The organism is Mesorhizobium sp. ES1-1 (assembly GCF_020164785.1).
Taxonomy (GTDB): domain Bacteria; phylum Pseudomonadota; class Alphaproteobacteria; order Rhizobiales; family Rhizobiaceae; genus Mesorhizobium.
On record NZ_JAIUGX010000009.1, the window covers coordinates 102,129 to 119,912 of the forward strand.

At 63.1% G+C, this 17,784-nt stretch carries 23 protein-coding genes and 1 pseudogene; 10 read left to right on the forward strand and 14 right to left on the reverse strand.

Annotation, left to right across the window (positions count from 1 at the left end; genetic code table 11):
* Positions 1-63 precede the first annotated feature (63 nt).
* From LB513_RS16765 to LB513_RS16780, 4 genes are all read right to left on the reverse strand, one after another.
* A complete protein-coding gene (locus LB513_RS16765) occupies positions 64-1,053 on the reverse strand; it encodes an MDR family oxidoreductase (protein WP_224664617.1) in 990 nt (329 codons plus the stop codon).
* A 64-nt stretch (positions 1,054-1,117) separates the two neighbouring features.
* Entirely contained in the window at positions 1,118-1,606 is a 489-nt protein-coding gene (gene lspA / locus LB513_RS16770; RefSeq protein ID WP_224664618.1) for a signal peptidase II, read from the reverse strand.
* A 28-nt stretch (positions 1,607-1,634) separates the two neighbouring features.
* Positions 1,635-2,492, reverse strand: coding sequence for a TrmH family RNA methyltransferase (locus tag LB513_RS16775; RefSeq protein ID WP_224664619.1), 858 nt, complete (start codon positions 2,490-2,492; stop codon positions 1,635-1,637).
* Positions 2,489-3,583 carry a class I SAM-dependent rRNA methyltransferase gene (locus tag LB513_RS16780; RefSeq protein ID WP_224664620.1) on the reverse strand — a complete coding sequence of 365 codons (1,095 nt, stop codon included), beginning with the start codon at positions 3,581-3,583 and terminating at the stop codon, positions 2,489-2,491. The genes LB513_RS16775 and LB513_RS16780 overlap by 4 nt, the downstream gene beginning before the upstream one ends.
* A gap of 136 nt (positions 3,584-3,719) precedes the next feature.
* Here LB513_RS16780 and LB513_RS16785 point away from each other — a divergent pair, with 136 nt between their 5' ends.
* The 3 genes and pseudogenes from LB513_RS16785 (at position 3,720) to LB513_RS16795 (ending at position 5,317) form a co-directional block, all read left to right on the forward strand.
* On the forward strand, positions 3,720-4,409 hold the full coding sequence (locus LB513_RS16785) for a helix-turn-helix transcriptional regulator (RefSeq protein WP_224664621.1): 690 nt from the start codon (positions 3,720-3,722) through the stop codon (positions 4,407-4,409).
* A gap of 73 nt (positions 4,410-4,482) precedes the next feature.
* Positions 4,483-4,878 (forward strand): VOC family protein, encoded by a 396-nt coding sequence (locus tag LB513_RS16790; RefSeq protein ID WP_224664622.1) that lies wholly within the window; start codon positions 4,483-4,485, stop codon positions 4,876-4,878.
* Positions 4,875-5,317, forward strand: a pseudogene (locus tag LB513_RS16795) (EVE domain-containing protein). Before LB513_RS16790 ends, LB513_RS16795 begins: the two are co-directional and overlap by 4 nt.
* On the opposite strand, the gene LB513_RS16800 reads toward LB513_RS16795, so the two are convergent.
* From LB513_RS16800 to sppA, 4 genes are all read right to left on the reverse strand, one after another.
* Positions 5,298-6,272: an ornithine cyclodeaminase family protein gene (locus tag LB513_RS16800; protein ID WP_224664623.1), complete on the reverse strand. Its 975-nt coding sequence runs from the start codon at positions 6,270-6,272 to the stop codon at positions 5,298-5,300. The pseudogene LB513_RS16795 and the gene LB513_RS16800 overlap by 20 nt on opposite strands.
* Positions 6,273-6,309: 37 nt before the next feature.
* Entirely contained in the window at positions 6,310-6,666 is a 357-nt protein-coding gene (locus tag LB513_RS16805; RefSeq protein ID WP_224664624.1) for a DUF1049 domain-containing protein, read from the reverse strand.
* 34 nt (positions 6,667-6,700) lie between these two features.
* Positions 6,701-6,985, reverse strand: coding sequence for an integration host factor subunit beta (locus LB513_RS16810; protein ID WP_006200394.1), 285 nt, complete (start codon positions 6,983-6,985; stop codon positions 6,701-6,703).
* An 81-nt stretch (positions 6,986-7,066) separates the two neighbouring features.
* Positions 7,067-8,023: a signal peptide peptidase SppA gene (sppA, locus tag LB513_RS16815; RefSeq protein ID WP_224664625.1), complete on the reverse strand. Its 957-nt coding sequence runs from the start codon at positions 8,021-8,023 to the stop codon at positions 7,067-7,069.
* A gap of 401 nt (positions 8,024-8,424) precedes the next feature.
* Here sppA and lptC point away from each other — a divergent pair, with 401 nt between their 5' ends.
* The 6 genes from lptC to ptsN all read left to right on the forward strand — a co-directional run bounded on the left by lptC (position 8,425) and on the right by ptsN (position 13,603).
* Entirely contained in the window at positions 8,425-9,138 is a 714-nt protein-coding gene (gene lptC, locus LB513_RS16820; protein ID WP_224664626.1) for an LPS export ABC transporter periplasmic protein LptC, read from the forward strand.
* Positions 9,125-9,715: an LptA/OstA family protein gene (locus LB513_RS16825; RefSeq protein ID WP_224664627.1), complete on the forward strand. Its 591-nt coding sequence runs from the start codon at positions 9,125-9,127 to the stop codon at positions 9,713-9,715. The genes lptC and LB513_RS16825 overlap by 14 nt, the downstream gene beginning before the upstream one ends.
* The gene (gene lptB / locus LB513_RS16830) at positions 9,715-10,533 is read left to right on the forward strand and encodes an LPS export ABC transporter ATP-binding protein (RefSeq protein ID WP_224664628.1); all 819 of its coding nucleotides are present in this window, start codon (positions 9,715-9,717) and stop codon (positions 10,531-10,533) included. The genes LB513_RS16825 and lptB overlap by 1 nt, the downstream gene beginning before the upstream one ends.
* Before the next feature lie 190 nt (positions 10,534-10,723).
* Positions 10,724-12,250, forward strand: a complete 1,527-nt coding sequence (rpoN, locus tag LB513_RS16835) for an RNA polymerase factor sigma-54 (protein WP_224664629.1) — start codon at positions 10,724-10,726, stop codon at positions 12,248-12,250.
* A gap of 243 nt (positions 12,251-12,493) precedes the next feature.
* Positions 12,494-13,078 (forward strand): ribosome hibernation-promoting factor, HPF/YfiA family, encoded by a 585-nt coding sequence (hpf, locus tag LB513_RS16840; RefSeq protein WP_224664630.1) that lies wholly within the window; start codon positions 12,494-12,496, stop codon positions 13,076-13,078.
* Positions 13,079-13,138: 60 nt separating this feature from the next.
* The gene (gene ptsN / locus LB513_RS16845) at positions 13,139-13,603 is read left to right on the forward strand and encodes a PTS IIA-like nitrogen regulatory protein PtsN (protein WP_006200387.1); all 465 of its coding nucleotides are present in this window, start codon (positions 13,139-13,141) and stop codon (positions 13,601-13,603) included.
* 112 nt (positions 13,604-13,715) lie between these two features.
* Here ptsN and LB513_RS16850 read toward each other — a convergent pair whose 3' ends face one another.
* Together LB513_RS16850 and LB513_RS16855 are read right to left on the reverse strand one after the other, a co-directional pair.
* Positions 13,716-13,970 (reverse strand): DUF1150 family protein, encoded by a 255-nt coding sequence (locus LB513_RS16850; RefSeq protein WP_224664631.1) that lies wholly within the window; start codon positions 13,968-13,970, stop codon positions 13,716-13,718.
* Positions 13,971-14,034: 64 nt separating this feature from the next.
* The gene (locus tag LB513_RS16855) at positions 14,035-14,460 is read right to left on the reverse strand and encodes an Hsp20 family protein (RefSeq protein WP_224664632.1); all 426 of its coding nucleotides are present in this window, start codon (positions 14,458-14,460) and stop codon (positions 14,035-14,037) included.
* Between the two features lie 143 nt (positions 14,461-14,603).
* Between LB513_RS16855 and LB513_RS16860 the strand changes: the two genes are divergently transcribed.
* Positions 14,604-15,545 (forward strand): nucleoside hydrolase, encoded by a 942-nt coding sequence (locus LB513_RS16860; protein ID WP_224664633.1) that lies wholly within the window; start codon positions 14,604-14,606, stop codon positions 15,543-15,545.
* Between the two features lie 60 nt (positions 15,546-15,605).
* On the opposite strand, the gene LB513_RS16865 is transcribed toward LB513_RS16860, so the two are convergent.
* From LB513_RS16865 to LB513_RS16880, 4 genes are all read right to left on the reverse strand, one after another.
* Positions 15,606-15,980, reverse strand: coding sequence for a hypothetical protein (locus LB513_RS16865; RefSeq protein ID WP_224664634.1), 375 nt, complete (start codon positions 15,978-15,980; stop codon positions 15,606-15,608).
* A 3-nt stretch (positions 15,981-15,983) separates the two neighbouring features.
* The gene (locus LB513_RS16870) at positions 15,984-16,388 is read right to left on the reverse strand and encodes a hypothetical protein (RefSeq protein WP_224664635.1); all 405 of its coding nucleotides are present in this window, start codon (positions 16,386-16,388) and stop codon (positions 15,984-15,986) included.
* Positions 16,389-16,466: 78 nt separating this feature from the next.
* Entirely contained in the window at positions 16,467-16,751 is a 285-nt protein-coding gene (locus LB513_RS16875) for a hypothetical protein (RefSeq protein WP_224664636.1), read from the reverse strand.
* An 86-nt stretch (positions 16,752-16,837) separates the two neighbouring features.
* Positions 16,838-17,743, reverse strand: coding sequence for a ribokinase (locus tag LB513_RS16880; protein ID WP_224664637.1), 906 nt, complete (start codon positions 17,741-17,743; stop codon positions 16,838-16,840).
* Positions 17,744-17,784: the final 41 nt, after the last annotated feature.

The window sequence follows — 17,784 nt, forward strand, 5'->3', positions numbered from 1 at the left end:
CAGAAGAACATTTTTGCCCGACGATCCGAATGGTCAGGCAGAGCCACCGCACAGTCGGTCGCTTTACATGTCGACGACGACGCGGCCGCGAATCCTGCCTTCGACGATGTCGCGCGCGGCATCGATGATGCCATCGAAGCCGATGGTCGTGGAAAGCCCGGCGAGCTTGCGCGAATCGAGGTCGGTTCCAAGGCGCCGCCACGCTTCGAGGCGGATCGGCTTGGGCGCCATCACCGAATCGATACCCAGCAGGGAGACACCGCGCAGGATGAAGGGGGCAACGCTTGCCGGCAGATCCATGCCGCCAGCCATGCCGCAAGCAGCCACCGCGCCGCCATAGGAGGTCATGGACAGCACATTGGCCAGCGTCTGGCCGCCGACCGCGTCGACGCCGCCTGCCCAGCGCTCCTTAGCCAGCGGCCTGGCCGGTTGCGCGAGTTCGTCGCGGGTGATCACCTCGGCAGCACCGAGATCCATCAAATAGGAACTCTCGGCGGCGCGGCCGGTGGAGGCGATGACGTGATAGCCGAGGCCGGACAAGATCGAGACCGCGACCGAGCCGACCCCGCCGGCCGCTCCCGTCACGATGACGGGGCCGCGATCCGGCACGATGCCGTGCCGCTCCAGCGCCATGACGCACAGCATGGCGGTGTAGCCCGCAGTACCGATCGTCATCGCGTCGTGCGCGCTCATTCCCTCGGGCAAGGGAACCAGCCAGTCGCCCTTGACGCGGGCCCGGCTGGCGAATGCGCCATAGTGGGTTTCACCGACGCCCCAGCCATTGAGGATCACTTGGTCGCCCTTGCGCCAGTCGGGATGGGAAGAGGCGGTGACCGTGCCGGCCAGATCGATGCCCGGCACCAGCGGCCAGCGGCGGATCACCGGCGCCTTGCCGGTGATCGCAAGGCCATCCTTGTAGTTCACGGTGGTCGCCTCGACCGCGATGGTGACGTCGCCTTCCATCAGGTCGGCCTCGGTGAGGTCCGTCACCGCTACCGACTGTTTTTTCTCGGCGTCGCGCGAGACGAGGATGGCTTTGAAGGTGTCGGACATGTTGTCTCCTCAGTCTTGCTGGCGACATGGGACTGTGCGGCGCTCGGGGCGCGGGGTCAATCGTTCAGGCGCCGGGATCCTGTGGCTTGGGTTCACGCCGCCAGCCGAAGAATTCGTCCAGGACGACCATCGCCGCGCCGACCGAAATGAAGGCGTCGGCAAGGTTGAAGACGGCGAAGGACCACACCGGCGTGTGAAAGAGGATGTAATCGATGACGTGGCCGTGCACCGCGCGGTCGATCAGATTGCCCAGCGCGCCGCCGACAATCAGCGCGAAGCCGATGCGCGCGGCGACCTGGGACGGCGCGATCCGTGTCGCAAGGAACAGCACGAAGGCGACGACGGCCAGGGAAATGCCGATCAGGCCGATGTCGCCGAAGGACGCGAACATCGAAAAGGCGATGCCGGTGTTGTAGGTGCGAAACAGCGCCAGGAAAGGCACGAGGTCGAGCTTTTCCTGAAAGGGCAGACCGGTCTCGACGAGGTTCTTTATCCACTGGTCGAGCGCGATGGTCGCGGCGACCAGCAACGCGTAGGGAAACCATGATTTCACAGCGGGGACCTCACGGGCGGGCAAACCTTCATTGCAGGTCCACTATGGGTTCTAGCTTCAGCGCACCGCGGCGGATCTCGAACAGCATGATGCCGGTGGCGACCGCAAGATTGAGGGAATCGGCACGGCCCGCCTGGGGGATCCTGAGCAGCCTGTCGCAGCTTGCCGCCAAGGTCTCCGGCAGCCCCTGCTGCTCGTTGCCCATCATCAGCAGCACCGGACCCCGGGAAAAATCGACCGAGCGGTAGTCGACGGCCCCTTTCAGATGCGTGCCGGCGACGAGCCCTGAAAACCCGCCACGCCAGGCCAGGAAAGCTTCGGTCGTCGTCCTGGCGACCGGGACGGCGAAGATCGAACCCATGGTGGCGCGCACCGTCTCCACCGAGAACGGGTCGGTGGTGTCGCCGACCAGGATGATGCCCTTGGCGCCGACGGCATCGACGGTACGGATCACCGTGCCGAGATTGCCGGGATCGCGCACCCGGTCGAGCGCCACCCAGACATCGCCATTGTCGGCGCGGACGTCTTTCAGAGCCAGGTATCTCTGCGAAAAGACACCGACAACCATCTGCGGATTGTCGCGCCGGGTGATGGCGACAAGCACCTTTTCGGAGACTTCGAGCACCGTGCCGCCGGCCGCAACCGTGCGCGCCGCGACCTTCTCCACCGCCGGGTTGCCACGTCCGGCCTTGGCGAAAACCAGCGTCTTGATCTGCCAGCCGAGATCGAGCGCATCGATGACCAGTTTCAGGCCCTCGGCCATGAAGGCGTTCTGCTGGTCGCGGAATTTCTTCAGTGCCAGGGCCTTGATGTCCTTGATCAAGGGATTGGCGAGGCTGGTGACTTCCTTCACCTGCCCCGGCGCGCCAATATGCCGTTCATTCATTGGGCCACCCAGCGCGAAAACAGCGAGGTCGAAAGCGCCCGGCCGGCGGACTTCTCGCGGATGATCAGCTCGCCCGATTCGACCTTTCCACCCATGCCGGCGAAGGTGTCGCGCATCAGGGCGTGAATGGCGAAGAAGGAGGCGCGGATCGAATAGGCGGTCAGCACCACGGCAAGCGGCTTGGGCGTCAGGATCGAGCGGCAGAGGTCGGTCAGGTTGGGGAGATCCTCGAACAACTGCCAGACCTCCCCCTTGGGGCCGCGGCCATAGGCCGGCGGATCGAAGAGCACGATGTCGTAGCGGCTGCCGCGGCGCTCCTCGCGCTCGGCGAATTTCACCGCGTCGTCGACGATCCAGCGGATCGGCTTGCCGCCGAGCCCGGCCATTTCCTGGTTTTCGCGGGCCCAGCCGATCGCCTTCTTCGATGCGTCGACATGGGTGACCTCGGCGCCCGCGCGCGCCGCCACCAGCGAGGCAAGGCCGGTATAGCCAAACAGGTTCAGCACCTTGACGGGCCGTCTGGCGGCCGCGATCAGGCCGGCCATGTGGTCCCAATGCGATGCCTGTTCGGGGAAGATGCCGACATGGCGAAACGAGGTGAAGCGGCCGAGATAATCGATGCCGTCATGCTTCATCGGCCAGGTTTCGCCGAGCGGGGTCGCGGGGAAGCGCCAGCGGCCGATGCCCTCCTCGTCCGTATCGCCGGTAAAGACGGCGTCGGCGCGCTGCCAGTCCGTCGCCGGCAGGGCTTTTTGCCAGATTGCCTGGCCCTCGGGCCGCACGATACGGTAGGGGCCATATTGTTCGAGCTTCTGGCCTGCGCCACTGTCGAGCAACGCATAGTCGGCATTGGGAGCGACTTCCAGGATCACGGGAAGCTGCTCAGCCGGGAGGACGCCTTCGCGGCGGCTCAGGATGCGTTGGGGCGATTTGGGCTCGGCGCGGTCGTCCGCGTTTGCCTCAAGCCGATTGCGCGGTTGCGCATCGGGTCTGGCCGTAACGGAGCCGCTGCGCGGACGTGACGGGTCCGCCGCGCCCTTTGCGGATGGATGCGGACGGTTGTCGCGGCGTTTGTCGCGAAAGGACTTCAAGCGGGGGCAACTCCGAGCGGCGTGGCCGCTTTTGACATAGGGCAACCGGCTTCGCAACCAAGTCCGACATGTCGGCCTTCCCGGTTGCTGGCGACCGATGGTGGACCGACAGCAAATAAACAGGCAAATCTGCCGAATGTCCCGCTCCGAACGCCTGCTCGACCTGATCCAGACGCTGCGTCGGCACCGCCGGCCTGTGAGCGGGCGGGCGCTGGCCGATGAGCTCGGGATTTCGATCCGCACACTCTATCGCGACATCGCCACGCTGCAGGGTCAGGGCGCCCCGATCGAAGGTGAGGCGGGGCTAGGCTATGTGCTCAAGCCCGGCTTCATGCTGCCGCCGCTGATGTTCAGCGACGAGGAGATCGAAGCCATCGTGCTCGGCTCGCGCTGGGTCGCCAAGCAGCCGGACCGGCGTCTGTCGGCCGCCGCCGCCAATGCGCTGGCCAAGATCGCCGCCGTTCTGCCAGACGATCTGCGCGCGGATCTCGATGCCTCCACCTTGCTGGTGGGACCGCCGGCGAAGACAGTTGAGGGCATCGACCTTGCCGTGGTGCGGCAGGCTATCCGCCGCGAACGCAAGCTCGACCTCTTATACCGCGATGCCGGCGGTGCCGCTTCGCACCGTGTCGTCTGGCCGTTTGCACTGGCCTTTTTCGACAAGGTGCGGGTGGTGGTGGCGTGGTGCGAGATGCGGCAGGATTTCCGCCATTTTCGCGCCGACCGCGTAGTTCAACTTGAGCCGATCGATATACGCTGTCCGCGTCGCCGGCAGGTCCTGCTCAAGGAATGGCGGGCAACGCTGGATAAGCCGCGCGGCTCGTGACGGCTGCTGCCAGAAACTGACAGTGGCCAGATATAGGTTCTCCAGGTCGTTGCAAACAGCTTGGAGAGCAGACATGACCACCCCGAATTTCGTCATTCTCTATGTCGACCAGCCGCTCGAGAGCGGAGCCTTTTACAGCGCGCTGCTGGGTCGCGAGCCGGTAGAAAGCTCGGCCACATTCGTGCTGTTCGTGCTCGACAAGGGGTTCAAGCTCGGCCTCTGGTCGCGGCATACGGTCGAGCCGGCGGCGTCTGCGGCGGGTGGGGGTGTGGAGATCGTTTTTGCGCTGGAGACGGCTGACGCCGTCGACGCCGCTCATGCCGATTGGTCGGCGCGCGGACTTCAGATTCTACAAGCGCCCACCGATATGGATTTCGGCCGCTCCTTCGTTGCACTCGATCCCGATGGCCATCGCCTGCGCGTCTACTGGCTTTCCAATGAGGACCAGGCCGATGCAGAGAAGAAATGAGCGCTCACTGGATCGCGGTGGCCTCGGCCGAACATGTCCTACGCGGCCGAGCGGGCGGCTTCATGCAGGTAACCACGGCAAAGCCGCGCCTTTGCGCCGGGTCAAGCCCGGCGACCGCATCATCTATTATTCGCCCACCACCATCCTCGGCGAAAGGGACGGCCTGCAAGCCTTCACGGCGATCGGCACGATGCGGGACGGCGAGCCCTATCAGGGCGACATGGGATCAGGCTTCACGCCGTTCCGCCGCGACGTCGAGTGGGCGAGCGCGCAGGAGGCGCCGATCAAGCCGTTGCTCGACAGGCTGGAGTTCACCGCCGGTCGACCGAACTGGGGTTATCAGCTACGCTTCGGACTGTTCGAGATCAGCGATCACGATTTTGGGCTGATCGCCGAAGCGATGGGCGCCGCCGTTGGCCTTAAAGGCGACGTTGCTTGAGCGATCTATAGACGGCAATGCCGGCGGCAAGGTCCTCGAGAGCCGCGCCGACCGACTTGAACAAAGTGATTTCACTGGCGCTCTCGCGACCTTTCTTCTGGTCGCGCGCCAGCTCATGCAGGTCGGAGACGATGGCGTCCGCCTTCAACACCCCGGAGGCCAGGGGCTGGACGATGTCGCCGGCTTCCTTGGTGGCGCCGGCGCGTGTATCGACATAGACGCGGGAGCGCGCGATAGCGTCATCGTCGCTTTCGCGCATATCAGGCGTAAAGCCGCCGACGAGGTCGACATGGGTGCCGGGGCGCAGCAATGCGCCCTTGATAAGCGGGGTTGTCGTGATCGTCGCCGATGAGATGATGTCGGCCTCGCCGATCTCGGCATCGAGATCGCTTGCCGCGCTTGCCGGCAACCCTTCCGCGCGGAGCTGCGCCGCGACTTTTTCGGCATTGGCCAGTGTGCGGTTCCAGATGCGGATGCTCTGGATCGGACGCACGGCGCTGTGCGCCTTGGCGAGAAACGGCGACAGAGCACCGGCTCCGACCACCAGCAGCCGCGAGGCATCCTCACGGGCCAGATAAGACGCCGCGAGCGCCGAAGCGCAGGCGGTGCGCCATTGCGTCAGACGCTGGCCGTCGATCATGGCTTCGGGTTCGCCGGTGACGCCATTGAGCAGGAGATAGAGGCCCATGACGGCGGGTTTGCCAAGGGCATTGTTGTCGGGCGAGACGGTGACGATCTTGACGCCGATGTGGCCACCAGCCGAACTGCCCGGGCCGTGGAAATCGGTCCAGGCCGGCATCAGAAGCAGGGTGGAGGCCGCCCCGTCCGGCCGCTCGACGCTGTGATGGTGACGGACCGGCTGCACGGCCCCGTCACGAAATGCCGCACGCAGCGTTTCGACCAGTCCGGGAAAGGTCAGCGCATGATCGACCTCGGCGGCCGAAATGGTCAGCATGAAAAGCTCCGTGGATGCGAAGAGCCCCGCAGGTGGATCACGCCGTCGGCTTCGGCAATGCCGGCCCCGGTGCCTGTCCTTGGCTATGGCCGTGCTGGGTCGAGGGGGCGCGGTTGACCACCTGGCGCAGATTTTCGGCCTCGACGCCGCGCTGGCGCGCCAGCTTGCGGTAGCGGCCCTGCTTGACCCAGGTCGCCAGGCTTCCGACGATCATGCCGACGGCCAGCGCCAGGAACAGGAAGATGAACAGCGGCAAGCTCAGCGTCAGCTTCGGATTGCCGGGATTGAACGGGTCCAGCGTGAAGGCCACCAGTTCGCGATTGGCGACGGCGAGCGCGACCAGGATGATTGCCAGGGGCACGAAGATGACGATGAGGATGAAGCGATTGAACATGATGTTTTCCGTCGGAAGCTGGCGCGCGCGCCGCTTACTTGCCGCCGTTCAGCCTTTCACGCAGCTCCTTGCCGGTCTTGAAGAACGGCACCCATTTCTCCTCGACCTCGACGGATTCCCCCGTACGCGGGTTGCGCCCGGTCCGGGCAGGGCGGTTCTTCACCGAAAAAGCACCGAAACCGCGCAGCTCTACCCGGTTGCCCTCGGCGAGCGCGTCGGTGATCTCGTCGAAGATCGCGCCAACGATGTTTTCGACATCGCGCAGGAAAAGATGCGGATTGCGCGTGGCAATAATCTGAACAAGTTCGGACTTGATCATGAGACGTGTCCCCGTGAAAGCAGTTCGGTCAGAATATGAGGATGATTTTATTTGCTTTTTTCACTTGTCCCAAATGGCATCTCAAGGGTGCCAGACGGAAACGAGACCGTCAAGAAACAAGCGGTCGGCGCCCAATTCTTGCATGATGTCGCCGCTGGAGACCGGCAGGCCGAGCGCGGCGCCGATTGTCCGCACCATCGCCTTCGAGAACAGGAAGCCGCCGCGCCCTTCCTTGCTCTTCCATTCGATCACGTCGAGCTTGGCGTCGACGCCCTTCGTCGCCAGCCAGTCGACTGCTTCCTTTTCGCCACCGACGGCGTCGACCAAGCCATTGGCGAGCCCCTGGCGACCGGTGAAGATCGAGCCGTCGGCCAGCGCCAGCGCCTGCTCGTGGGTCATCTTGCGGCGCTCGGCGACGATGCCGACGAACCAGTCGTAGCTGTCGAGGATAAGCTTACGGACCATGGCGCGTTCCTCGTCATTGGTCGGCTTGAACGGCGAAGGCGCGGCTTTCAGCGGCGAGGATTTCACTTCCTCCAGCTTGACGCCGAGCTTGTCCATCAGGCCGCTGACGTCGGGATACTGGATCAGCACGCCGATGGATCCGACAATCGAGGTCTTGCGAGCCACGATATGGTCGGCTGCGCTGGCGATCATGTAGCCTGCCGATGCGGCGAGCGTGCCGACTTCCGCCACCACGGGCTTGTCGGCGGCCAGCTTGCGCACCTCTTCGAAGATCGATTCACCGCCGACGGTGGTTCCGCCGGGGGAATCGATCGACAGGATCACGCCCTGCACCTTCGACGACAGGCGAATGCTCTCCAGCCGCTCGATCAGCTCCTCGTCCTCGGTGATCGTGCCTTCGATCCTGACCTTGGCGATATGGTTGACGGCGGAGCCGTTGAATCCGTCTCCCTGGAGCCAGACTGCAAGCGCGATCACCGCCAGAGCGACAATGGCAATGGCGGCGGCGCGCCAGAATGTCAGCTTGCGGCGCAAGCGGCGGCGGTCGATGAGGTCGTCGGCTCTCAATGCCATGGTCAGCCTTTCAGTCGGCGGGAGGAAAAGCTTTTAGACCATGAACCGCGCATCGGGAAGCAATCTCTCGCCGCATGCGACGCCGCGCCCCTCGACGGTCTGGTGGAGGCAGGATCGGCCTACCGCATCGCCCCCGGGACCATTCGCCGAAGCGAGGCCAATCGCGGCTGGTTGCGATGGATGCCAGGTCGGCAGGAGTGGCCATCGCCGATAAATTTGCCGCCACGCACCGGTTTCTGCTATGAATCACGTGCAGTTGTGCCGATCTCATTTTCATCGGTACAAAGGCGGCTGTCACATTTTCGCGGTTTTCGTCGGCTTGTGCTTGCTTGGGAGCGCCGGCGTCCCACCTATAGGCGGTTAGGCGGTGCCCCGGCGGGCAGGGTTTGAAGAAAGCAGTGATGTTAGCGCGAGCGATTGAACCGACCAACGCCGAGACGGGGTTGGCTGCCCCGGCGGACGCCCCGACGCGCGGCGCCGCGTTCGACCGTGCGCGCCGCCATTCTCGCCGTGTGCGCGTTCTCAAATGGGCTGTGCCACTGACGGCGGCGGTGATCGCCATCGCCTTCCCGGTCTATTCCTACCTGGCCGCGCCGGTTTCCATCTCGATTCAGTCCGACGGCACCGGGTTTTCGAATGGCAAGCTGGTGATGTCAAACCCCAGGCTGAATGGGTTCACCAAGCAAAAGCAACCCTATTCCATGACGGCGCTGCGCGCCATCCAGGACGTCAGCACGCAAGGCATCATCGAACTTGAGGGCATAGACGCCAAGGTGCCGGTCGCGCCAAACAATGTGGTCGCGGTCAAGGCCTCGCACGGCACTTATGATCGCGACGGCAATACGATGGACCTGAAGTCCGAGGTCACGATCACTGCCAGCGACGGCTTGCAGGCAAAGTTCAAATCTGTCTTCCTCGACATGGGCAAAGGCACTATGAAGACGGACAACCCTGTCGACGTCAGCCGTGGCGGTGCACGCATCACGGCTGACTCGATGTCGGTTCAAGACAACGGCAAAGTTCTGATTTTCGAAAACAAAGTTCGCGTCAACATCGATTCCGCAGCCTTGAAGGCGGCGGAAGGAAACAGCGGAGATACCAATGCGGCTCAGTAGTTCGACGCGGCTCGTGGCCGCGGCTTCGGCGGTGCTGCTGCTGGGACTGGGGCCGGCCTTGGCGCAGTCTGGCGGCAAAGAGGTGTCGGGCCTCAAACTGTCAGGCGACCAGCCGATCCAGATCGAGAGCGACAAGCTGGAGGTTCGGCAGGCCGAAAGCGCCGCCGTTTTCACGGGCAACGTCACGGTCGTCCAGGGACCGACATTGCTCAAGGCCGGCAAGATGACGGTCTACTATGTCAAGGATCCCAAGGCCGCGACGAGTGGCGCGGAGGCCAGCGGCGCGGCGGCGATGACCGGTTCGGCCAACATCGATCATCTTGAGGTCACCAACAAGGTCTATATCAAGTCGAACGACCAGGTCGCCACCGGCGACGACGGCAAGTTCGACATGAAGACGCAGGTGCTGGTCCTGTCGGGCAAGGAAGTCGTGCTCACGCAGGGAGCCAACATCCTCAAGGGCTGCAAGATGACCGTTCAGATGAAGAGCGGCGTGGCGCAGGTCGATCCCTGCAGCGGCGGTCGGGTCGTCATGTCGATCACCCCGCCTGCCAAGTCGGGCCCGGCAAAGCAGTAATGGCCGGTGCACCATCGCTGATGGCGCGTCTGTCGGGACGCGCCGCGAGCCCGCTCGCGGCGCCGGCTACGGTGACCGTCGATGCGGGGAAGTTCAAAGGCACGCTTATCGCCAAGGGGCTGACCAAAAGCTACAAAGGACGCAAAGTCGTCAGCGGCGTCACCATCGGGGTGCGCGCCGGCGAGGCCGTCGGGCTGCTCGGCCCCAATGGCGCGGGAAAGACCACCTGTTTCTACATGGTCACAGGGCTGGTGCCGGTGGATGAAGGTACGATCGAGATCGACGGCTTCGACGTCACCTCGATGCCGATGTATCGTCGCGCGCGGCTCGGCATCGGCTATCTGCCACAGGAGGCGTCGATCTTCCGCGGCCTCAACGTGGAGCAGAATATCCGCGCCGTGCTCGAAGTGGTCGAAAAAGACCGCAAGGTGCGCGAGCGCAGCCTCGACGAACTGCTCGAGGAATTCCACATCAGCCATCTGCGCAAGGCGCCGTCCATGTCGCTCTCCGGCGGTGAGCGGCGTCGCCTGGAGATTGCGCGCGCGCTGGCGACCCGTCCGGCCTATATGCTGCTCGACGAGCCCTTTGCGGGCATCGACCCGATCGCCGTAGCCGACATCCAGCAATTGGTGCGCCACTTGACGGCCCGCGGCATCGGCGTCCTCATCACCGACCATAATGTGCGCGAGACGCTCGGCCTGATCGACCGCGCCTATATCATCCATGCCGGCCAGGTGCTGACGCATGGCCGCGCGGACGAAGTGGTGGCAAACCCCGACGTGCGCCGGCTTTACCTTGGAGAGGGTTTCACGCTCTAGGCGCGAAGCACGACGCCCCACACTGTTTCGCCCGTTGGACGGGATTTTCCGCCGATTTTGCTCCTAGATCGTAGCGCGTATACGCGTTCTGCTCGCCTTTGCCTTGACAAGCAAAAGCTGGGCCAGTTTGTATGGCGCGTTGAAAGAGTTTCCCGTGCGGATGCGTAGACAAGGCGTTTGAAACCGAACCATGGCGTTGGCGGCGAAATTACAGCTACGACAGTCACAGTCGCTGGTGATGACGCCGCAACTGATGCAATCGATAAGGCTGCTGCAGTTCACCCATGTCGAACTCGAGCATTTCATCGACGAGGAAATCGAGCGCAACCCGCTGCTGGAGCGGGCCGAACCGCAGGACGACGCGGCAAGCGACCAGGCGCAGAAGACGGAGGCGGAGCCGCGCGCCACCGAGGATGGCGACTGGTTCGACAACGAAGCCCAGTGGAGCTCCGAAGCGATCTCCGAAAAGCTCGACACGTCGCTGGAGAACCTTTTTCCAGACGATCCCGGGACAAGCGAGCGGCTCGGGCCCGACCTTACGGCGCAATGGAAATCGGCGTCCGGCAATGGCGCGGCCTCCTCGTCGGAGGGCTTCGAGGCCGGCGACATGGCGGCAGCGTCAATCACCTTGCGCGACCATGTCGGAGAACAGGTGGCGCTTGCCTTCGCCGATCCGGCGGAGCGCCTGATCGCCGCCGATCTGGCCGACAGCCTCGATGAAACCGGCTATCTGCGCGCCGACCTGGCCGAGATCGCCGCTCGCCTCGGCACCGATGCCGCTACGGTGGGCAAGGTGCTGGATGTATGCCAGACCTTCGAGCCGGCCGGCCTGTTCGCACGCGACCTGGCCGAATGCCTGTCTCTCCAGCTTGCCGTGCGTGACCGGCTCGACCCGGCCATGAAGGCTCTTGTCGCCAATCTGGAACTGTTGGCGCGGCGCGATTTCCATACGTTGAAACGGATTTGCGGTGTCGACGAAGAGGATCTGCTGGACATGTTGGCCGAGATCCGGGCGCTCGATCCCCGGCCGGGCATGGCGTTCTCGGCGGGCGCCAGCGATGCGATCGTCGCCGATGTCGAGGTGCGCGCGGCCAATGACGGCAGCTGGACGGTCGAGCTCAATGCCGAAACGCTGCCGCGCGTGTTGGTCGACCATATCTATTTCGCCCAGGTCACGCCCCAGGCGAAGAATCAGGCGGAGAAGGATTTCCTGGCCGAGTGCCTGCAGAACGCCAATTGGTTGACGCGCAGCCTCGACCAGCGGGCAAAGACCATCCTCAAGGTCGCCTCGGAGATCGTGCGCCAGCAGGACGCCTTCCTCGTCCATGGCGTGCGCCAGTTGAAGCCGCTCAACTTGCGCACGGTAGCCGACGCCATCGGCATGCACGAATCGACGGTCAGCCGGGTCACCGCCAACAAATACATGCTCACGCCGCGCGGCGTGTTCGAACTGCGCTATTTTTTCACCGCTTCGATCGCCGCGTCGGGCGGTGGCGATGCGCATTCCTCGGAAGCCGTGCGCGACCGCATCAAGCAGATGATCGACGAGGAGAAATCCGCCGACGTGCTTTCCGACGATGCTATCGTCGACATGCTGCGCGAGAGTGGGATCGACATCGCCAGGCGCACGGTCGCCAAGTACCGGGAAGGCATGAATATTCCCTCATCGGTGCAGCGCAGGCGCGAGAAACGGGCGCTCGCCAGCGCCGGTCGGTGACGCCGCTGGATTTTCCGCCGGCCCGGCGCTTCATTGACAAGCCATGGTGAAGTGGCTAGAAGCCCGCCCGCATGAGATCGGCCAGATACCTGCGTGCGGATGGTCCGTCACAAAAGCGGCTTTTAATCAACCGGAAAGTTCGGATTTAAATCGGCGTGATTGACGCCGCGAAGCTTGTGCGCACGGACCACGAGTATAAACTCCGGCCAGTTTGAAGCCTGAGCAAGGAAGGTCAGTTTTCAGATGAATCTGCGCATATCGGGAAAACACATGGATATCGGTGATGCGTTCCGGACACGCATCAACGATCGTGTCGGCGAGGCGATCGGAAAATATTTCGATCGCGGCTTTGCCGGGCACGTCACTGTCGTCAAATCGGGTTCGCGCTATTCGGCCGATTGCATGATCCGGCTCGATTCCGGCGCTTCCCTGCAGGCCACCGGCGACGCCCAGGAACCCACGCTTGCCTTCGAGGCAGCGGCCGATCGCCTGGAGACCCGGCTTCGCCGCTACAAGCGCCGACTGAAATCTCACAATTCCGGTGCCGCCAATAGCGAGCCGACCGATATTGCCTACACGGTGATGGCGCCGCTGGCGGATGACGACGAGGAGATCCCGGAGGATTTCGCGCCGGCCATCGTCGCCGAATCAACCATGGTTCTGAAGACCATGTCGGTGGCGTCGGCGGTCATCGAACTCGACACCAAGGACAGCCCTGTCCTGGTCTTCCGCAACGCCGGAAACGAGCATCTCAACATCGTCTATCGCCGGCCCGATGGAAACATCGGCTGGATCGACCCGTCGACGACGAAGGTCGCGCAAGGCTAAAACCCGGCCGCACACGAGGGTGAGGACTGGTGGCGGCAGGCGAACAAGGAATTTTCAAGCATGGATCTGAGCGATCTGATCAACGTTCCGGCGATAATGCCGGCGTTGAAGGCGAACTCCAAGAAGCAGCTCCTGCAATTGCTGTCGGAACGGGCAGCGGCGATTTCGGGCATTCCGGAACGCGAGGTGTTCGACACCATCTTGCAGCGTGAGCGGCTAGGCTCGACCGGTGTCGGCAACGGCATCGCCATACCGCATGGCAAGCTGGCCGGCGTGAAGCGCATCGCGGGGGTGTTCGCCCGGCTTGAAACTCCGGTCGATTTCGAAGCACTGGACGACCAGCCTGTCGACTTGGTGTTTCTGTTGCTGGCGCCGGAAGGCGCAGGCGCGGACCATCTCAAGGCGCTGTCGCGCATCGCGCGGGTGCTGCGCGATGCCGACACAGTGGCCAAGATCAGGGGTACGCGCGACGCCGTGGCTATCCACGCGCTTTTGTCGGACACGCAGGCCTCGCACGCGGCCTGACATCCTCCTTAATTGCGGGCGGTGCGGGGCCGCCATGGGCGGCCCTATTCATTTTAGCTGGCAGTCGGGATCTACGCCCAATCGCTCGATGGGCGTCGAGGCTGGCAGGAGCTTAGTGAATGGCGACCGTGATCAGGTCGTTTTCCATGGCGCCGGCCAATGCGCGGTCGCGCGCGTCGGAGAGCAGGATCGGCTGGCCGTTGGCGGCAAACAGCGCCCACAATTGCATGCCGGGCGCGATTTCGCCGAGATTGGGGAACCGGCCGAGCAGTTCGTCGCTCGTAACCTTGCGTAGATAAGCGACGGAGCCTTCGCCGAGATGTGCGAATTCGCCATTGGTCATGGTGATGTTTTCAGTTCTGGTCATTTCAAGCCTCCTTGACGCGAGGACGCCGCTCAGGGCCATCCCGCATTAGAGCCATCGGCAAAGCTCAGTCTTTCACCGATATGTTTATTTTCCGTACCAGCCGTTCGGACTCCGGCCGATCGAGATCGATCGACAAAAGGCCGTTCTTCAGCTCCGCCGCGATCACCCGCATGCCGTCTGCCAGCACGAAACAGCGCTGGAACTGGCGCGCGGCGATGCCGCGGTGAAGAAATTCGCGCTCGGTATCGTCGGTCTGGCGACCTCGCACGACCAGCTGGTTTTCCTCCGTGGTGACATCGAGATCGCTTTCGGCGAAACCGGCGACGGCCAGCGTGATGCGCAGCCTTTCACTGTTGCCGTCGACGCCGCTGAGGCGTTCGATGTTGTAGGGAGGATAGCTGTCGCCGGACTTCGCCAGGCGTTCCAGCGTCTTTTCCATGGCATCGAAACCAAGGAGAAGCGGACTGGAAAAGGGCGTCATTCGGCTCATGTTACACTGTCCTCTCAAGAGCGACATAAAGTGGAAAAACCCAGATGGCATTTTTCCCGATGGCCCTGATATGGTCCGCCCCGCGACCAAGTTCAAGCCGTCAGAACACCCGCCCAAAAAGACTCGCCCAGCAAGGAAATGAAATGCCCCAACCTCGCAAGATCATCATCGACACGGACCCCGGCCAGGATGACGCCGTCGCCATTCTGCTGGCGCTCGGCAGCGCCGAACTGGACATTGTCGGCATATCGGTCGTCGCCGGCAACGTGCCTTTGAAACTGACCGAGAAGAATGCCCGCAAGATCTGCGAACTGGCCGGCCGGCCGGATATCGATGTCTATGCAGGAGCCATCCGGCCGCTGATACGCGAATTGGTCACCGCCGAGGAAGTGCATGGCAAAACAGGTCTGAACGGGCCGCAACTGCCCGAGCCGACGATGAAGCTGCAGGAGCAGTATGCGGTCGATTTCATCGTCGAGACGTTGATGAAGGAAGAGAGTGGCACCATCACGCTCTGCGCGCTCGGGCCGCTCACCAATGTCGCGCTGGCGATGATCCGCGAACCGCGGATCGCATCGCGCATCAAGGAAATCGTTTTGATGGGCGGAGGTTTCTTCGAAGGCGGCAACGTTACGCCGGCTGCCGAATTCAACATCTATGTCGATCCGCATGCCGCCGATATCGTGCTGAAATCCGGCGTTCCGATCGTGATGATGCCGCTCGACGTCACCCACAAGGCGCTGACCACCGCCAAACGCACGCAGGCGTTTCGGGCGCTGGGCACCAAGGTGGGCCTGGCGACCGCCGATATGCTGGAATTCTTCGAGCGTTTCGACGAGGAAAAATACGGCACCGATGGCGGGCCGCTGCACGACCCCTGCGTCATCGCCTATCTGCTGAAGCCCGACTTGTTCAAGGGTCGTAGCTGCAATGTCAGCGTGGAAACCGCCTCGGAACTGACCATGGGCATGACGGTGATCGACTGGTGGGGCGTGACCAAGCGGCCGAAGAACGCGATGGTGATGCGCGACATCGACCATGACGGGTTCTTCGCCCTGCTGGTGGAGAGGCTGGGGCGGCTTTAGTTTTTGCTTCGATGCGGACTGTCCACTGCTGTGCTGTCTGGATGGCCCGCACTCAGCTGTTCAATCGAGGGCCAGTCGAAAGGTGTCGGTTCCGTTCTTGTGGTGTTGCCGTTCGATCGTCACTTCCGATCCGATGACGTGCGGTGTATCCAGTTCGCCGTCGACAAAAATCAGGGCATTGTCGTTAAGACGGATACCATACTGGTAATAAAGCCCGCGGCCGGAAACGGCCCTGGGGGCCACGGGCATAGGCGTAGCGTTTTCAACGATGCCCTCAATGCGTTGGGTGCCGACAACGGGATTGTTCTGGTCCATCACAATCGGGATCAGTGCCGCCAGAGGCAGTGCGCAGAAAAGGGCGACGCCTACAACCGCCTCGCGATATTCGGCTTGAATCAGCAACAAGCGGCTTTTGACAGAAAATCCTGTCGCCATATCTCACTCGGGAAACCTGTAAAAGACGAAGCCGTTGTCGCGTGTGACGCGTTCGATGGTAACGTCTGAGCCGATTATATGCGGCCGGTCGTCGCCGATGACTACAGACGAGCCATCATGGAGAAAAACCACATAGAGCATGTACTTACCGTCTCTCGATTGGGCACTTTTGACGGTTGCGCTCATGGCACTGACGGACCGGATAGGAATCGCGTCGTTGGTCGAGCTGTTTGCGGCCAACATGAGCATGATCACAACCGCACCGACGAACAGGATTACGCCAGGCGCATCCCTCTTGCATCCATCCCAAGTCCAATAACCAGGCATCATCCCCTCAATGCCGATCATGTGGTGCGAGGAAACTTGGGTTTCAAGAAAGGAAGGGTAGCTACGGAACCGCGAAACCAATTTGTACGTCCCCGCCCACCTTGGACGTGTGGCCCACCACGGGATTTCCGGCTCCGCGCGCAGCAGTCGGAATGGCTCTTACCGCTCTCTCGGTTGATAGAGAGACGCACGGTGCTCCATGACCTGCTTGTAAACCGGGGCAATGTCCAGCGGGCCGAACACCGTCTCGCTCGCCTTGATCCATGGTTGTCTGCCTTGATGGACATCCATGTTGTCGACGGCGAAGATCACCGCATCCTCCAGTTTCCACCAGGGTTGCGCGTGCAGTTCAGGCGCGTCAAAACTCTCGAGGGTCGACGGGTGGACATCGCTTGGCAACCAAACCAGGACGGCCGCTGCTTGCAGCGGAATGTCTTGCGGCATCGAAAACTCCCTTAACTCTACGCCTTCCAGTTACGAAGTCGAAGCGACGCTTGCAAGGTTGGGCGGCATCCGAGCATCGGGCGTCCTCAGCGGGCTTGCGAAAGGGCCTGATCGACATCCTTGGCCAGCGGAATGGCTGGCTGGGCGCCGGGTTTCAGGCAGGCCAGCGACCCCGCGGTGGCGGCGCGCGCGAGCGCGTCCTCGAGCGCGAGCCCCGACGCCAGACCGGCGGCGAAATAACCACAGAACGTATCGCCGGCGCCGACCGTGTCGACTGGGGTGATCTGCATCGCCGCAGCAGTCAGGAAATCGTCCGGCGTCGCCGCCATTACACCATCGCCGCCGAGTGTGACGACGATCGTGCGTCCGGTCCGCCCGGCGTAATCGCGCATCCGCGCCGCACGGTCGCTGCCCTTCAGCGACATCGCCTCGGCATAGAGGTCGAACTCGGTTTCGTTAGCGACCGCGTAGTCGGCCTTGCCGAGGAAGCCAGCCGCGTCGCCTTGGAAAGGCGCCGTGTTGAGCACGGTGATCGCGCCGGCCTCTCTAGCCTGGTCGAGCGCGGCCTCGACGGTCGCCATTGGAATTTCGTGCTGCAGGAGCACGACGTCGCCCTTCTTCAAGAAGGTCTTGGAAAGGTCGCCGGGCACGACGGACGCGTTGGAGCCGGGGACCACGGCGATGATGTTCTCCCCGTCGGCACCGACCATGATCAACGCCGTACCGGTCGAGGCGAAAGTCTCGCCGACGCCCGACAGGTCGACCTTGGCCTCGCGCAGCAATGCCAGCGCTTCATTGGCGAAGCTATCGCGGCCGACCGCGCCGACCATGCGGACGGGTACGTCGGCGCGTGCCGCCGCCAGCGCCTGGTTGGCGCCCTTGCCGCCGGGCGCGGTGGCGAAGCTCGAGCCGCCCACTGTCTCGCCGGGACTCGGCAAGCGGTCGACATTGGCGATGAGGTCGAGGTTGATCGAGCCGATGACAATGATCAAGGAATGCCTCCCGTGGAACAGACAGGGAAGCTATCCTGTAA

Excerpts from the sequence above, each read along its gene's own strand:
- LB513_RS16875 (WP_224664636.1), bottom strand. The coding sequence starts at position 16,751 with ATGCCGCAAGACATTCCGCTGCAAGCAGCGGCCGTCCTGGTTTGGTTG.
- LB513_RS16805 (WP_224664624.1), bottom strand. The coding sequence starts at position 6,666 with ATGTTCAATCGCTTCATCCTCATCGTCATCTTCGTGCCCCTGGCAATC.
- LB513_RS16800 (WP_224664623.1), bottom strand. The coding sequence starts at position 6,272 with ATGCTGACCATTTCGGCCGCCGAGGTCGATCATGCGCTGACCTTTCCC.
- LB513_RS16790 (WP_224664622.1), top strand. The coding sequence starts at position 4,483 with ATGACCACCCCGAATTTCGTCATTCTCTATGTCGACCAGCCGCTCGAG.
- sppA (WP_224664625.1), bottom strand. The coding sequence starts at position 8,023 with ATGGCATTGAGAGCCGACGACCTCATCGACCGCCGCCGCTTGCGCCGC.
- LB513_RS16775 (WP_224664619.1), bottom strand. The coding sequence starts at position 2,492 with ATGAATGAACGGCATATTGGCGCGCCGGGGCAGGTGAAGGAAGTCACC.
- LB513_RS16765 (WP_224664617.1), bottom strand. The coding sequence starts at position 1,053 with ATGTCCGACACCTTCAAAGCCATCCTCGTCTCGCGCGACGCCGAGAAA.
- lptC (WP_224664626.1), top strand. The coding sequence starts at position 8,425 with ATGTTAGCGCGAGCGATTGAACCGACCAACGCCGAGACGGGGTTGGCT.
- LB513_RS16860 (WP_224664633.1), top strand. The coding sequence starts at position 14,604 with ATGCCCCAACCTCGCAAGATCATCATCGACACGGACCCCGGCCAGGAT.
- LB513_RS16865 (WP_224664634.1), bottom strand. The coding sequence starts at position 15,980 with ATGGCGACAGGATTTTCTGTCAAAAGCCGCTTGTTGCTGATTCAAGCC.
- LB513_RS16785 (WP_224664621.1), top strand. The coding sequence starts at position 3,720 with ATGTCCCGCTCCGAACGCCTGCTCGACCTGATCCAGACGCTGCGTCGG.
- LB513_RS16810 (WP_006200394.1), bottom strand. The coding sequence starts at position 6,985 with ATGATCAAGTCCGAACTTGTTCAGATTATTGCCACGCGCAATCCGCAT.
- lptB (WP_224664628.1), top strand. The coding sequence starts at position 9,715 with ATGGCCGGTGCACCATCGCTGATGGCGCGTCTGTCGGGACGCGCCGCG.
- ptsN (WP_006200387.1), top strand. The coding sequence starts at position 13,139 with ATGGATCTGAGCGATCTGATCAACGTTCCGGCGATAATGCCGGCGTTG.
- rpoN (WP_224664629.1), top strand. The coding sequence starts at position 10,724 with ATGGCGTTGGCGGCGAAATTACAGCTACGACAGTCACAGTCGCTGGTG.
- LB513_RS16825 (WP_224664627.1), top strand. The coding sequence starts at position 9,125 with ATGCGGCTCAGTAGTTCGACGCGGCTCGTGGCCGCGGCTTCGGCGGTG.
- hpf (WP_224664630.1), top strand. The coding sequence starts at position 12,494 with ATGAATCTGCGCATATCGGGAAAACACATGGATATCGGTGATGCGTTC.
- LB513_RS16850 (WP_224664631.1), bottom strand. The coding sequence starts at position 13,970 with ATGACCAGAACTGAAAACATCACCATGACCAATGGCGAATTCGCACAT.
- LB513_RS16855 (WP_224664632.1), bottom strand. The coding sequence starts at position 14,460 with ATGAGCCGAATGACGCCCTTTTCCAGTCCGCTTCTCCTTGGTTTCGAT.